Below are 14,695 nucleotides of genomic sequence, written 5' to 3'. Positions count from 1 at the left end.
CTACATTACCTACAACTCTGGCAGGCGCCGTCTGTAACCCTTTGTGAAACACTTTCTACACAATATTCGCTTATGCACGCGGAGCGAAATACGAAAAACCTATCACCCCACCAAAAAACCTCGTTTTACTCGCTACGACCGCGGTAACCCCAAGCCAGCATGTATTGCTCACGTGAGCTGCCACGAGAGGAGTCTGGTTTGATCATCTGGATCTTGTCGAACTTTTTGCGAGCGTCCTTCAGGTAAACATCAAACCCTTCGCCCTGAAAAATCTTGATCACAAAATTTCCACCCGGCTTGAGGATCCGTTCCGCCAGATCAAGCGCCAACTCGCAAAGGAACATGGCTTTCGGCATATCCACTTCAGGCGTACCACTCATATTGGGGGCCATATCGGAAATCACAAGGTCCACCTGCGAATTACCCACGGCTTCGAGAATCCGCCCGAGCACTTCGTCCTCGGTGAAATCGCCCTGAATGAAAGTCACGTCCGGAATGCTGTCCATTTCCAGGATGTCCGAGGCGATCAGACGCCCCTGACCACCGATCAGCCGGCTAGTCACCTGCGACCAGCCACCGGGCGCCGCACCCAGGTCGACAACGCTCATACCGGGACGAATCAGCTTGTATTTCTCCTGGATCTCCAGAAGTTTGTAGCTCGCACGCGAGCGGTAGCCATCCTTCTGTGCTTGCTTCACATAGGGATCGTTGACATGTCGTTTCAGCCAACCAAGGCTTGTCTTGGAACGCGCCATTGGGCACCTCGATGATTAGGGTCGTGATTAATTGGGCGGATCCACGAGCCCTCGGGTAAAATGGCCGCCATTTTACAGAATCCAGACGAAAGGGTCAGATTATGCCGCTCACTCCAGAGCAGAAGAAACAGTACAAATCCATTGGCCACCACCTGAAACCGGTTTTGACGGTGGCTGACAACGGTTTGACTGAAGGTGTTTTAGCCGAACTTGAACGCGCTTTGGCGGACCACGAGCTGATCAAGATCAAGCTCAACATCCTCGATCGCGAGTCGCGCCTGGCGCATATCGCAGAACTGTGCAAGGTCGGCAAAGCGGACCTGGTACAGGTCATCGGCAAGATGGCACTGGTTTACCGCAAGAACTTCAGCGTCAACAAGCAGCTGTCGAACGTTCATCGCTTCAAGTGATGACAAGGGTCAAGGGTGTGCTTCGCGCACCCTGCCACTCCATCCCGGCACCGGCTGCATCACCAGCACCAGCCCGGAAAAACCCAGAACCAGATAACTGAAGACCTGCCAGCGCTGCGCATCCGGCCAGCCGACACGCACTGCGACAAACATCGCACACGCATACAACGCCATCAGCAGCACCTGACCGCGAAAATCTCGCCATAGACTGACAAGGCCCTCGGCCTGTACCAGCACCAAAGCCTGAAAAATAACGCATACGGCGGCAAAACCTACCACCAGCACTTCAAATGCACTGGCCACCTCATCGATCAGCAGCGGTGCCAGGCCAATCTTGCCCAACGCCGGCTGCAAACCGAGATGAATCAGCCATAGACCGCCAACCCAAAGCATCTGGGTCAGCTGCCAAAGCATGGCGCCCGCATGCAGCGGGCGCCCTTTTTCAGATGTGACGGACTTCGACAATCTCGTACTCGATCACGCCGCTTGGCGTTTTCACGGCGACCACATCGCCCTCTTCCTTGCCAATCAAGGCACGGGCCAAAGGCGAGCCGACCGAAATCTTGCCAAGTTTGAAGTCAGCCTCATCCTCACCCACGATGTGGTAAGTGACGCTTTCGTCAGTCTCGACATTGGCGATTTCGACGGTGGTACCGAAAATCACTTTGCCGGTGTGCGGGATGGTCGTGACATCGATGATGACCTGATTCTGAATCCGGCCTTCGATATCACGAATCCGCGCCTCGACCATGCCTTGCTGTTCGCGGGCAGCATGGTATTCAGCGTTTTCCTTCAAGTCACCCAACTCGCGAGCCGTACCAATGTCCTGGCTGAGCTTCGGACGGACGACCTTGGTCAGGTGAGCGTGTTCTTCTTCCAGGGCTTTGGCGCCCTGGACGGTCATTGGGTATTTGATCATGCCTTCAATCCTGCGTGTAGATCCTGCAAGCGGCGCACGGTTTTTTCAGGACCGAACTTCAGCGCTTCACAGATAGCTTCGCCAGCAGCAATAGTGGTTGTGCAGTAAATCTTGTGCTGCAAGGCATTACGACGAATGGAGTACGAATCAGCGATCGACTGACGACCTTCAGTGGTGTTGATGATCAGGGTGACTTCGTCATTCTTGATCATGTCGACCACGTGCGGACGACCCTCGGTCACCTTGTTCACACGGCGCACTTTCAGACCTGCGGCTTCGATCAGCTTGGCAGTGCCGGCAGTGGCTACCACTTCGAAGCCCAAGTTGATCAGATCGCGGGCCACGCCTGCAACCAGTGGCTTGTCGTCGTCACGCACGCTGATGAATGCTGTACCGCCGGTCGGCAGCACTTCGCTGGCGCCCATCTGGGCTTTGGCGAATGCTTCACCGAAGGTGTCGCCGACGCCCATCACTTCACCGGTCGACTTCATCTCTGGGCCGAGAATCGGGTCAACGCCAGGGAACTTGGCGAACGGGAACACCGCCTCTTTCACGCTATAGAAGTTCGGGATGATTTCTTTGGTGAAGCCGATTTCTTTCAGGGTCTTACCGGCCATCACGCGGGCAGCGATCATGGCCAGGGAGACACCGATGCACTTCGACACGAACGGTACGGTACGGGAAGCGCGCGGGTTGACTTCGATGACGTAGATGTCTTCGCCTTGCAGCGCCAACTGCACGTTCATCAGGCCGACAACGCCCAGTTCCAGAGCCATTTTCTTGACCTGTTCGCGCATCTCGTCCTGGATGTGCGCCGGCAGCGAGTACGGCGGCAGCGAGCACGCGGAGTCACCGGAGTGAACGCCAGCCTGTTCGATGTGCTGCATGATCGCGCCGATCACCACGTCTTTGCCGTCACAGACCGCATCCACGTCCATTTCGATGGCGCAGTTGAGGAAGTGGTCGAGCAGCACAGGGCTGTCGTTGGACACTTGCACCGCGTCACGCAGGTAACGCTTGAGCTCGTCTTCCTTGTAAACGATTTCCATCGCACGGCCGCCCAGTACATAGGACGGGCGCACCACCAGCGGATAACCGATCTTCGCGGCAGCACGAACAGCTTCGTCTTCGCTGCGCACGGTGGCGTTTGGCGGCTGACGCAGATTCAGGCGCTCAACCATTTGCTGGAAACGCTCACGGTCTTCGGCACGGTCGATGGCGTCCGGGCTGGTGCCGATGATCGGCACGCCAGCGGCTTCCAGGGCACGAGCCAGTTTCAGCGGAGTCTGGCCGCCGTACTGGACGATCACGCCTTTCGGCTTCTCGACGCGGCAGATTTCCAGCACGTCTTCCAGAGTTACCGGTTCGAAGTACAGACGGTCGGAAGTGTCGTAGTCGGTGGAAACGGTTTCCGGGTTGCAGTTGACCATGATGGTTTCGTAGCCGTCTTCGCGCAGGGCGAGAGCAGCGTGAACGCAGCAGTAGTCGAACTCGATGCCCTGGCCGATACGGTTCGGACCACCGCCCAGAATCATGATCTTGTCGCGACCCGACGGCGCAGCTTCACACTCTTCCTCGTAGGTGGAGTAGAGGTAAGCGGTGTCAGTGGCGAACTCGGCGGCGCAGGTGTCAACGCGCTTGTAGACCGGGAACACTTCCAGCTTCTGGCGATGAGTGCGCAGGTTCTTCTCGGTCACGCCCAACAGTTTGGCCAGACGCTGATCGGAGAAGCCTTTGCGCTTGAGCTTGAACATCAGGTCGCGGTCGATAGCGGACAGACCGAGGGTCTTGACCTTCTCTTCTTCCTTGATCAGATCTTCGATCTGCACCAGGAACCACGGGTCGATCATGTTCATGCCGAAGATGTCTTCGACCGACAGGCCAGCGCGGAAAGCATCTGCCACGTACCAGATACGCTCGGCGCCCGGCACGGTCAGTTCGCGCTTGAGCACGCTCATGCTTTCCGGGTTGCTCAGGTCGAGCTTCTCGTCCAGACCGCAAACGCCGACTTCCAGACCGCGCAGGGCTTTCTGCAGGGATTCCTGGAAGGTACGGCCGATGGCCATGACTTCACCGACCGACTTCATTTGCGTGGTCAGGCGTGCGTCAGCCTTGGCGAACTTCTCGAAGGCGAAGCGTGGCAGCTTGGTGACGACGTAGTCGATCGACGGCTCGAAGGACGCCGGGGTCTTGCCGCCGGTGATGTCGTTCGACAGTTCGTCGAGGGTGTAACCCACAGCCAGTTTGGCCGCGACTTTGGCGATCGGGAAACCGGTGGCTTTCGAAGCCAGTGCCGAGGAACGCGATACACGCGGGTTCATTTCGATCACGACCATACGGCCGGTGTTCGGGCAGATACCGAATTGAACGTTGGAACCGCCAGTCTCGACGCCGATCTCACGCAGTACCGCCAGCGAGGCGTTACGCAGGATCTGGTATTCCTTGTCGGTCAGGGTTTGCGCAGGAGCTACGGTGATCGAGTCACCGGTGTGCACGCCCATCGGGTCGAAGTTTTCGATCGAGCAGACGATGATGCAGTTGTCCTTTTTGTCGCGGACAACTTCCATTTCATATTCTTTCCAGCCGATCAGCGATTCGTCGATCAGCAGCTCTTTGGTCGGCGACAGGTCCAGACCACGGGCGCAGATTTCTTCGAACTCTTCACGGTTGTACGCGATACCGCCACCGGTGCCGCCCATGGTGAAGGACGGACGGATGATGCACGGGAAGCCCAGGGTTTCGAGAACCGCGTTGGCTTCTTCCATGCTGTGGGCGATACCGGAACGCGGGCACGCCAGGCCGATGGATTTCATCGCCTTGTCGAAACGCGAACGGTCTTCAGCCTTGTCGATGGTGTCAGCGTTGGCGCCGATCATCTCTACGCCGAACTTCTCCAGAACGCCTTCGCGCTCCAGATCCAGGGCGCAGTTCAGAGCAGTCTGGCCGCCCATGGTTGGCAGCACCGCGTCCGGACGCTCTTTTTCGATGATCTTGGCAACGGTCTGCCACTTGATCGGCTCGATGTAGGTCGCGTCGGCCATGTCCGGGTCGGTCATGATGGTGGCCGGGTTGGAGTTCACCAGGATGACGCGGTAACCCTCTTCGCGCAGGGCTTTACAGGCCTGGGCGCCGGAGTAGTCGAATTCGCAGGCCTGGCCGATAACGATCGGGCCAGCGCCGAGAATCAGGATGCTTTTAATGTCTGTACGTTTTGGCATGGGTTTGTCACTCAAATCCGCAGGTCAGTCGGCAAGCCGTCTTGATCGATTTCTGAAGTCTCAAGGGGGCCACCGGTGTCGGGGCCGCCCTCGAGGGCTTCTCTCTACAGTCTCAAGGCGAACGCTTAGCGTCGCTTGGCCATCTCGTTGATGAAGCGGTCGAACAGTGGCGCGACGTCGTTCGGGCCCGGGCTCGCTTCAGGGTGACCCCGGAAGCTGAACGCGCTCTTGTCGGTGCGCTCGATGCCTTGCAGGGTGCCGTCGAACAGCGATTTGTGGATCGCACGCACGTTGGCTGGCAGGGTTTCTTCGTCTACCGCGAAACCGTGGTTCTGGCTGGTGATCATCACGACGCCAGTGTCCAGATCCTGCACTGGGTGGTTAGCACCGTGGTGGCCGTGGCCCATTTTCAGGGTCTTGGCGCCGGAGGCCAGAGCCAGCAGTTGGTGACCGAGGCAGATACCGAATACCGGAATTTCGGTTTCCAGGACTTCCTTGATCGCCTTGATCGCGTAGTCGCAAGGCTCCGGATCACCAGGGCCGTTGGACAGGAACACGCCGTCCGGCTTCAGTGCCAGCACATCAGCGGCTGGAGTCTGGGCAGGCACCACGGTGACGCGGCAGCCGCGCTCGACCAGCATGCGCAGGATGTTGACCTTGACGCCGTAGTCATAGGCAACCACGTGGTATGGCAGCTCGGAAGCGTCGATGGTCGCGTGGCTGTCGGTTTTCAGATCCCAGACAGTCGAGCGCCATTCGTATTGGGTCTTGGTGCTGACGACTTTCGCCAGATCCATGCCCTTCAGGCCCGGGAAACCTTGCGCAGCGGCGATGGCCGCTTCTTCGGAGATGTTGTCGCCGGCCATGATGCAGCCGTTCTGTGCGCCTTTTTCACGCAGGATGCGGGTCAGGCGACGGGTGTCGATACCGGCGATTGCCACAACGTTGTTGGCTTTCAGGTAATCGGACAGGGACATCGTGTTACGCCAGTTGCTCGCTACCAGCGGCAGGTCGCGAATAACCAGGCCAGCGGACCAGACGCGGTCGGACTCGGCATCTTCCGGCGTGGTGCCGGTGTTGCCGATGTGCGGGTAAGTCAGGGTAACGATCTGTTGGGCGTAGGAAGGATCGGTAAGGATTTCCTGATAGCCGGTCATTGCGGTGTTGAACACCACCTCACCAACGGTTTGACCGTCGGCACCAATGGCTTCGCCGCGAAAAATGCTGCCATCAGCAAGGGCAAGTATGGCTGGCTTAGTCAAGAAGACCTCCCGTAAATAACGCATGAAAGGGCGATCGCAGGTTGTAAAAAAGCGGAGTGACGTATGGACACGTCACCCCGCTTCTTCACTGAATTATTCTGCGCGCTTTTAGTGGACACACTAAAGCTGTAGCTTACAGAAAAAGCCTTTTTTGGTCCACCGCTAAAGAGCCGAAAAGGCCGGAGAATGCGACAGGTCGTCGCCGAGCGGAGAAAAACCAGCGCAAACAGGGCGTTTGCGCCGGGTTCAGCAGTGTATCAACGCAGGTCGAGCACGTCTTGCATGTCGTACAGACCCGGCTCGCGACCATCCAGCCACAGCGCCGCACGCACCGCGCCCTTGGCGAACGTCATACGGCTAGACGCCTTGTGCGTGATCTCCAGGCGCTCACCTTCGCAGGCGAACAACACGGTGTGATCACCGACCACATCACCACCACGCACAGTGGCAAAACCGATGGTTTCACGCTCACGAGCGCCGGTATGACCCTCACGACCGTACACCGCGACTTTCTGTAAATCACGATCCAGCGCACTGGCAATCACTTCACCCATGCGCAACGCCGTACCTGACGGCGCATCGATCTTGTGCCGGTGATGGGCTTCGATGATTTCGATATCCGCATCATCACCCAGCACGCGCGCCGCCATGTCGAGCAGCTTCAGCGACAGATTGACACCGACACTGAAGTTGGCCGCGAACACGATCGGAATATCTTTGCCCGCGTCGGCCAGCAACTGCTTCTGCGCCGCGTCCAGCCCGGTGGTACCAATGACCATGGCCTTGCCGGCCTTGCGGCAGAACGCGAGGTTTTTCAGCATCACTTCCGGCAGCGTGAAGTCGATCAACACATCGAACTCTTCAGCCACGGCTTCGATATGCCCGGACAGCGGCACACCGATACGCCCCAGCGAGGCCAGCTCCCCCGCATCGACGCCGATCAGCGTGCTGCCAGGACGAACCACGGCGGCAGTCAAACCGGTCAGCGGCGCGCGCTGCTGCACGGCCTCGACCAGAATCTTACCCATGCGCCCAGCAGCGCCCATCACAGCTATACGTCGCATGCCGACTCCTTACAGATCGCCGAAGAAGCGCTTCACGCCGTCGAACCAACCGGTGGTTTTCGGCGAGTGGCTATTGTCGTCGGCCAGCGAGCTGCGGAATTCTTCCAGCAGTTCGCGCTGACGACGGTTCAGATTGACCGGCGTTTCGACCGCAACGCGGCACATCAGATCGCCTGCACCGCCGCCACGCACCGGCGCCACGCCTTTGCCGCGTACACGGAACTGCTTGCCGGTCTGAGTGCCTTCAGGGATTTTCAGTTTGACGCGACCGTCGAGGGTAGGGATTTCCAGTTCGCCGCCCAGTGCTGCGTCGACGAAGCTGATCGGCACTTCGCAGAACAGATGCTTGCCATCGCGCTGGAAGATGTCGTGCTCGCGGACATTGATAACCACATACAGGTCGCCCGTCGGGCCGCCCTGCGTACCCGCTTCGCCTTCGCCGGACAGACGAATGCGGTCACCGGTATCGACGCCGGCCGGCACTTTGACCGATAGGGTTTTGTACTCTTCAACGCGACCGTCACCGTGGCAGGAATCGCACGGATCGGAAATGATCTTGCCCTGACCATGGCAACGCGGGCAGGTTTGCTGCACCGAGAAGAAGCCCTGCTGCATGCGCACCTGGCCGATGCCGCCGCAAGTCGGGCACGTCGATGGAGAGGAGCCTTTCTTGGCACCCGAACCGTCGCACGGCTTGCAGTTGACCAGTGTCGGAACACGGATATTCACCGACGTGCCGCGCACCGCTTCTTCCAGATTCAGTTCCAGGGTGTAGCGCAAGTCGCTGCCACGCTGAGCGCCGCCACGGGAACCGCCGCGACCGCCACCGAAGAAATCACTGAAGACATCACCAAAGATGTCCGAGAAGTTCTGACCGCCGAAACCGGCGCCACCGCCACCCATGCTCGGGTCGACGCCGGCATGGCCGTACTGATCGTACGCCGCACGCTTGCTCGAGTCGGACAGCACTTCATAGGCCTCGTTGGCCTCTTTGAACATTTCTTCCGATGCTTTGTCATCGGGATTACGGTCCGGGTGGTGCTTCATCGCCAGACGACGGTAAGCCTTCTTCAGGTCCGCATCGCTTGAGCCGCGCTCAACACCCAACACTTCGTAATAGTCACGCTTTGCCATAAGTCTTCTGCACTCTTGAGGACGTTCGGCAAACCCCTCCTGAGGATGGCCAAACTCGTTGAGCCCCAATACAGGCCCGGACCCAACTCACGTCAATTCAACGATCCTGGTCTTTGTTTCTTGCGGTACTTGCGGCGCGAAAAGCAGGAGCATTCCCGGCCATACCGCCAACATCCGAACCTTGTCGCATGCTGTAAAAATTCGCGTATTCCAGATACGCCAACGCGGGAGCTAGCTCCCGCGCGGCGACATCCTACCAGTCACTGCCTAAAGGCAGTCAACCGGCCGACCAACAACTTACTTGTGGTCTTTGACTTCTTCGAACTCTGCATCGACAACGTCGTCAGCCTTCTCAGCCGATTCGCCTTGCGGGGCTGCGCCATCAGCTGGCTGAGCCTGTTCGGCGTACATCTTCTGAGCAACCGGAGCGGAGACTTTCGACAGCTCTTCAACCTTGGCTTCGATAGCGGCCTTGTCGTCGCCTTTGACAGCGGCTTCCAGAGCAACCACAGCAGCTTCGATCGCAGTCTTCTCTTCGGCGGTGACTTTGTCGCCCGCGTCAGCAATCATTTTGCGCGTCGAGTGAACCAGTGCGTCACCCTGGTTACGGGCAGCGGCCAGCTCTTCGAACTTGCGGTCTTCCTCAGCGTTGGCTTCGGCGTCACGCACCATGCGCTCGATTTCTTCGTCGGACAGACCGGAGTTGGCCTTGATCACGATCGACTGGGTCTTACCGGTGGCCTTGTCTTTCGCACCAACGTGCAGGATGCCGTTAGCGTCGATGTCGAAGGTCACTTCGATCTGCGGCACGCCACGTGGAGCAGGTGGAATGTCGGCCAGGTCGAACTTGCCCAGGGACTTGTTCTGAGTGGCTTGCTTACGCTCGCCCTGCAGAACGTGAATGGTCACAGCGCCCTGGTTGTCGTCAGCAGTCGAGAACACTTGCGATTTCTTGGTAGGAATCGTGGTGTTTTTCTCGATCAGCGCGGTCATCACGCCACCCATGGTTTCGATACCCAGGGTCAGCGGGCTGACGTCGAGCAGCAGAACGTCTTTCACGTCACCGGCCAGCACGGCGCCCTGAATCGCAGCACCCATGGCAACAGCTTCGTCCGGGTTAACGTCTTTACGAGCTTCTTTACCGAAGAAATCGGTAACCAGCTTCTGTACCAGCGGCATACGGGTCTGACCACCGACCAGAATCACGTCGTTGATCGCGCCAACGTCCAGACCTGCGTCTTTCATGGCGATGCGGCAAGGTTCGATGGTGCGCTGAACCAGGTCTTCAACCAGTGCTTCGAGCTTGGCACGCGAGATCTTCACGTTCAGGTGCTTAGGACCGGTCGCGTCTGCAGTGATGTACGGCAGGTTGACGTCGGTCGACTGAGCGGACGACAGTTCGATCTTGGCTTTCTCAGCGGCTTCTTTCAGGCGCTGCATGGCCAGCGGGTCACCTTTGAGGTTCATGCCGCTTTCTTTCTTGAATTCGTCAACGAGGTAGTCGATCAGACGAATGTCAAAGTCTTCACCGCCGAGGAACGTGTCACCGTTGGTGGCCAGAACTTCGAACTGGTGCTCGCCATCAACTTCAGCGATCTCGATCACGGAAACGTCGAAAGTACCGCCACCCAGGTCATAAACGATCACGGTGTGATCGCCCTTGGCCTTGTCCATACCGTAAGCCAGAGCAGCTGCGGTCGGTTCGTTGATGATGCGTTTTACGTCCAGACCAGCGATGCGGCCGGCGTCTTTGGTCGCCTGACGCTGGCTGTCGTTGAAGTAGGCCGGAACGGTGATCACCGCTTCGGTCACGGTCTCGCCGAGGTAGTCTTCGGCGGTCTTCTTCATCTTCTTCAGAATTTCAGCCGAGATTTGTGGCGGTGCCATTTTCTGGCCGTTCACTTCAACCCAGGCGTCGTTGTTGTCAGCCTTGACGATCTTGTAAGGGACCATCTGGATGTCTTTCTGCACAACTTCTTCGTCGAAACGACGACCGATCAGACGCTTCACCGCGTACAGAGTGTTGTGCGGGTTGGTCACAGCCTGACGCTTGGCCGACTGACCTACCAGAATTTCGCCATCGTTGGCGTAAGCGATGATCGACGGCGTGGTACGCGCGCCTTCAGCGTTTTCAATAACTTTTGCTTTGCCGTTTTCCAGCACGGAGACGCAGGAGTTGGTGGTCCCCAGGTCGATACCGATAATTTTGCCCATGTTAACTCTCCCGAAACTTTGGATTTTTTTGCCGCAGCAGTGGTGGCTGACTGCGGTAATACTTAAACGCTTGACTTCTAAATGGGGGCCTTGCGGCTAATTTCAAGCCTTCTCGTCAATCGAAGGCGAAATTGGCGCAGGCGCCTTGCTGACCACAACCATGGCCGGACGCAGCAGGCGACCGTTGAGCTGGTAGCCCTTCTGGAACACCTTCAGAACGCTGTTCGGTTCTACGTCGGCGCTTTCTTGCATGGCCATCGCCTGATGCTGAACGGCGTTGAACGGTTCGCCGTGCGGATCGATCGCTTCCAGCTGATAACGCTTGAGGGTGTCGTGGAACATCTTCAGCGTCAGCTCGATGCCTTCGCGCATCGGACGAATGCTTTCGTCGTCCGGGTTCGACAGCTCGAGGCCGCGCTCCAGGCTGTCGACGATCGGCAACAGGTCGCCGGCGAATTTTTCCAGGGCAAACTTGTGCGCCTTCTCGACGTCCTGCTCGGCACGGCGACGGACGTTCTGCAGATCGGCAGCAACACGCAGAGATTGATCCTGCGCGGCGGCCAATTGCTCTTCGAGCACTTGTACACGGGTCGCCAGGTCATCACCCGAACCTTCGGGCGCCTGATTGGCTTCTGGGTTTTGCGTATCTACTGTCTGTTCGTCAGCCATAGAATTCTCCTTTCAATTTCTTCCGCGAGCCTGACTCGCGCTTCTGCCCCGATATATGGGGCCGCAAAATCAGGCTTCAAGGGCCTTCAAACATTAACCCTACAAAAAAGTGTCGAATCTTCATTCCTCAATGCGCTAAGCAGATTTTCGGTTCAAGCAAATCGACCTAAGGGAGGGCATTGTCAGCGCGAAACAAAACACTGTATAAATAACCAGACCTTTAGCTTGGGAGCGGCCTTTATGCTGGTGCACCTGTCCGTACATAACTACGCCATCGTTGAACATCTCGATCTCGAACTTGATCGCGGGATGAGCGTGATCACGGGTGAAACCGGCGCCGGCAAGTCGATCATGCTCGACGCGCTGGGCCTGACCCTCGGCGATCGTGCCGACAGCGGCGTGGTGCGCCCCGGCGCCGACAAGGCCGACATCCTCGCGACCTTCGATCTGGCGGACATCCCTGAAGCCAGCGCATGGCTGGCCGAGCGTGACCTGGAGACCGACGGCCCGTGCATTCTGCGCCGGGTGATCACCTCCGAAGGTCGTTCACGCGGCTACATCAACGGCACCCCCTGCCCGCTCGGCGACCTCAAGTCATTGGGCGAGTTGTTGATCGATATCCATAGCCAGCATGAACACCAGTCCCTGCTGAAAACCGATACTCACCGCCGCCTGCTGGACGAGTACGCCGGCGCTACCGACCTGGCCCGCCAGGTTCAGCTCGCCGCCCAGCGCTGGCGCCAGACTCGCCAGGAGCTGGAGCGCCTCTCCAATTCCGGCGACGAACAACGCGCCCGCCATCAATTGCTGAGCTATCAACTTGAAGAGCTGGAAAACCTCGGCCTCGGTGATAACGAGCTGGAGCAACTTGAGCAGGAACACAAAAACCTGACCAACGCCGAAACCTTGCTGGGCATTTGTCGGCAAGTGGTCGAACAATGCAGCGAAAGCGATTCCGGCAATGTATTGAATGCACTGACTGCCAGCCTCAATCGCCTGTCGAGCGTGAACAATTCCGTTGGCGCACTGGGCGAAGCGAGCAGTTTGCTCACCAGCGCACAGATTCAGGTCGAAGAAGCCGTTGGCGAACTGAATCGCTTCCTCGATAACTTCGATGCCGATCCGGCGCGCCTGCAATATCTGGAAGAACGTCTCGACGCTATTTATACCCTGGCGCGCAAACACCGCATTCAACCCACCGAAGTCGGCGAAATGCAGCAGAAACTGCTGGATGAGATCGAAACCCTCAACGCCAATGACGAATCCATTGAGCGCCTGGGTGAAGAACTGGCCTCCTACGCCCGCCACTATCAGGAGAAAGCCCGAGAACTGAGCGATTTGCGTCATCAGGCTGCCGGCAGTCTCGCCAGTGCTGTTGAGCAGGAAATTCAGCGACTGGGCATGCCGGGGGGACGATTCACCATCGAATTGAAGGCCAACAGCAGCGACGAGTTATTGCCCAACGGGCTGGAACAGGTCGAATTGCTGGTCAGCGCCAACCCGGGCCAGCCGCTGAAGGCGCTGGCGAAAGTCGCTTCCGGCGGTGAGCTGTCACGGATCAGCCTGGCGATTCAGGTCATCACCGCACAGACATCCCGTGTTCCGACGCTGGTATTCGACGAAGTGGACGTCGGCATCGGTGGCCCGACCGCAGAAATTGTCGGCCAACTGTTGCGCCGTCTCGGCGATCGCGGCCAGGTACTGACTGTCACGCACTTGCCGCAAGTGGCCGCGCAAGGCCATCAGCATCTGTTCGTGCACAAGGTGCGCGGTGAAGAGGCAACGCACACTGCCGTTTCCAAACTGAGCAAGAATGACCGTATAGAAGAAGTGGCACGAATGCTCGGCGGCATCGATCTGACCAAGGAATCCCTGGCCCACGCGAAAAAAATGGTGGTCACTGCCAAGGTTTAGCAATGACAGAAAGCACGAAGGCGACCCTTGGGTCGCCTTCGTTCGTTTCGCGAATGTGAAATTCGCGCGACATGCTTACTTTTTCTTGCGCACGTACAGCACCAGATTGTGATCTACCAGATCAACACCGTGCTCCTCGGCAATTGCCTTCTGGAGCTTTTCGATTTCCGGGCTGACGAATTCGACGACTTCACCGGTTTCCACGTTGACCATATGGTCGTGGTGGCCACCGTCGGCCAATTCGAATACCGCATGGCCGCCGTCGAAGTTGTGACGGACCACGAGGCCAGCCGCTTCGAACTGGGTCAGAACACGGTAAACCGTGGCCAGACCGACGTCCTCACCAGCCTCCATCAACGCCTTGTAGACGTCCTCGGCACTCATGTGACGCTGCTCTGTAGAGTCGAGCATTTGCAGGATCTTGACCCGTGGCAGGGTCACTTTGAGGCCGGCTTTGCGTAGTTCGCTATTTTCAACCATGGTCAGCTTTCTCGCGATGCTGCTTCGCAGCTTCTCTTAATGCGGGTATGATCGGCGTTTACGTTGTCCCAGCCAAGATAGTGGAAGTCGCCCACCGATGCAAAACACCAAGCTCTTGCTAACCAGTTTCACCTTTGTGGGACTGCTCGCACTCGCCGGTTGTTCATTCCCCGGGGTTTACAAAATCGACATCCAGCAGGGCAATGTCGTCACGCAGGACATGATAGACCAGTTACGCCCGGGAATGACCCGGCCGCAAGTACGGTTTATCATGGGTAACCCTCTGCTTGTCGACACGTTCCATGCCGATCGCTGGGATTATCTGTACAGCCTGCAACCGGGTGGCGGTGAACGCCAACAGGAACGCATCAGCGTTATTTTCAACTCAAACGACCAGCTTGTCAGCCTGTCCGGTGACTTTATGCCGGGCGTAAGCCGTGACGAAGCCATTCTCGGCAAGGACAATGGCACGACCGTGACCGCTCCTGCTGAAAACGCCGAGAAGCCAAAACCGGAAAAACCGGTCAAGCCAGGTTCCTTGCTGGATCAGATCCAGAAGGACGTCGATGGTGTGGAAACCGTTCCGGTTCCAACACCAGAGCCGCTGGACACCTCGCCGCAATAATTTGCGACGCAATAAAAAACCCGGAAATTCC

At 58.0% G+C, this 14,695-nt stretch carries 13 protein-coding genes; 3 read left to right on the top strand and 10 right to left on the bottom strand.

The window, feature by feature from the left end:
- Window positions 1-125: 125 nt before the first annotated feature.
- Window positions 126-755, bottom strand: a complete 630-nt coding sequence (gene rlmE / locus AB4O11_RS12460) for a 23S rRNA (uridine(2552)-2'-O)-methyltransferase RlmE (RefSeq protein WP_007915237.1) — start codon at window positions 753-755, stop codon at window positions 126-128.
- Between the two features lie 101 nt (window positions 756-856).
- Between rlmE and AB4O11_RS12455 the strand changes: the two genes are divergently transcribed.
- Window positions 857-1,165 carry a YhbY family RNA-binding protein gene (locus AB4O11_RS12455; RefSeq protein ID WP_003221534.1) on the top strand — a complete coding sequence of 103 codons (309 nt, stop codon included), beginning with the start codon at window positions 857-859 and terminating at the stop codon, window positions 1,163-1,165.
- A 9-nt stretch (window positions 1,166-1,174) separates the two neighbouring features.
- Here AB4O11_RS12455 and AB4O11_RS12450 read toward each other — a convergent pair whose 3' ends face one another.
- The 8 genes from AB4O11_RS12450 to grpE all read right to left on the bottom strand — a co-directional run bounded on the left by AB4O11_RS12450 (window position 1,175) and on the right by grpE (window position 11,645).
- A complete protein-coding gene (locus tag AB4O11_RS12450; protein WP_093435749.1) occupies window positions 1,175-1,579 on the bottom strand; it encodes an MFS transporter in 405 nt (134 codons plus the stop codon).
- 28 nt (window positions 1,580-1,607) lie between these two features.
- The gene (gene greA, locus AB4O11_RS12445; RefSeq protein WP_003221530.1) at window positions 1,608-2,084 is read right to left on the bottom strand and encodes a transcription elongation factor GreA; all 477 of its coding nucleotides are present in this window, start codon (window positions 2,082-2,084) and stop codon (window positions 1,608-1,610) included.
- The gene (gene carB, locus AB4O11_RS12440; protein WP_007915231.1) at window positions 2,081-5,302 is read right to left on the bottom strand and encodes a carbamoyl-phosphate synthase large subunit; all 3,222 of its coding nucleotides are present in this window, start codon (window positions 5,300-5,302) and stop codon (window positions 2,081-2,083) included. Before carB ends, greA begins: the two co-directional genes overlap by 4 nt.
- Window positions 5,303-5,427: 125 nt before the next feature.
- A complete protein-coding gene (gene carA / locus AB4O11_RS12435; protein ID WP_460130773.1) occupies window positions 5,428-6,564 on the bottom strand; it encodes a glutamine-hydrolyzing carbamoyl-phosphate synthase small subunit in 1,137 nt (378 codons plus the stop codon).
- A gap of 257 nt (window positions 6,565-6,821) precedes the next feature.
- Window positions 6,822-7,628, bottom strand: a complete 807-nt coding sequence (dapB, locus tag AB4O11_RS12430; RefSeq protein WP_116256444.1) for a 4-hydroxy-tetrahydrodipicolinate reductase — start codon at window positions 7,626-7,628, stop codon at window positions 6,822-6,824.
- A 9-nt stretch (window positions 7,629-7,637) separates the two neighbouring features.
- Window positions 7,638-8,762 carry a molecular chaperone DnaJ gene (gene dnaJ / locus AB4O11_RS12425; RefSeq protein ID WP_016986506.1) on the bottom strand — a complete coding sequence of 375 codons (1,125 nt, stop codon included), beginning with the start codon at window positions 8,760-8,762 and terminating at the stop codon, window positions 7,638-7,640.
- A 297-nt stretch (window positions 8,763-9,059) separates the two neighbouring features.
- On the bottom strand, window positions 9,060-10,976 hold the full coding sequence (dnaK, locus tag AB4O11_RS12420) for a molecular chaperone DnaK (RefSeq protein WP_007915221.1): 1,917 nt from the start codon (window positions 10,974-10,976) through the stop codon (window positions 9,060-9,062).
- 102 nt (window positions 10,977-11,078) lie between these two features.
- Window positions 11,079-11,645, bottom strand: coding sequence for a nucleotide exchange factor GrpE (grpE, locus tag AB4O11_RS12415; RefSeq protein ID WP_007915219.1), 567 nt, complete (start codon window positions 11,643-11,645; stop codon window positions 11,079-11,081).
- Between the two features lie 240 nt (window positions 11,646-11,885).
- Between grpE and recN the strand changes: the two genes are divergently transcribed.
- The gene (recN, locus tag AB4O11_RS12410) at window positions 11,886-13,559 is read left to right on the top strand and encodes a DNA repair protein RecN (RefSeq protein ID WP_007915217.1); all 1,674 of its coding nucleotides are present in this window, start codon (window positions 11,886-11,888) and stop codon (window positions 13,557-13,559) included.
- Window positions 13,560-13,634: 75 nt separating this feature from the next.
- On the opposite strand, the gene fur is transcribed toward recN, so the two are convergent.
- Entirely contained in the window at window positions 13,635-14,039 is a 405-nt protein-coding gene (gene fur / locus AB4O11_RS12405) for a ferric iron uptake transcriptional regulator (RefSeq protein WP_003221515.1), read from the bottom strand.
- 97 nt (window positions 14,040-14,136) lie between these two features.
- Between fur and AB4O11_RS12400 the strand changes: the two genes are divergently transcribed.
- Complete coding sequence (locus tag AB4O11_RS12400) at window positions 14,137-14,664, top strand: outer membrane protein assembly factor BamE (RefSeq protein WP_093435741.1); 528 nt, start codon at window positions 14,137-14,139, stop codon at window positions 14,662-14,664.
- The last annotated feature ends 31 nt before the right edge of the window (window positions 14,665-14,695 follow it).

It is taken from the genome of Pseudomonas sp. H1_D05 (assembly GCF_054682705.1).
This window is presented reverse-complemented; position numbering and strand designations above follow the sequence as displayed.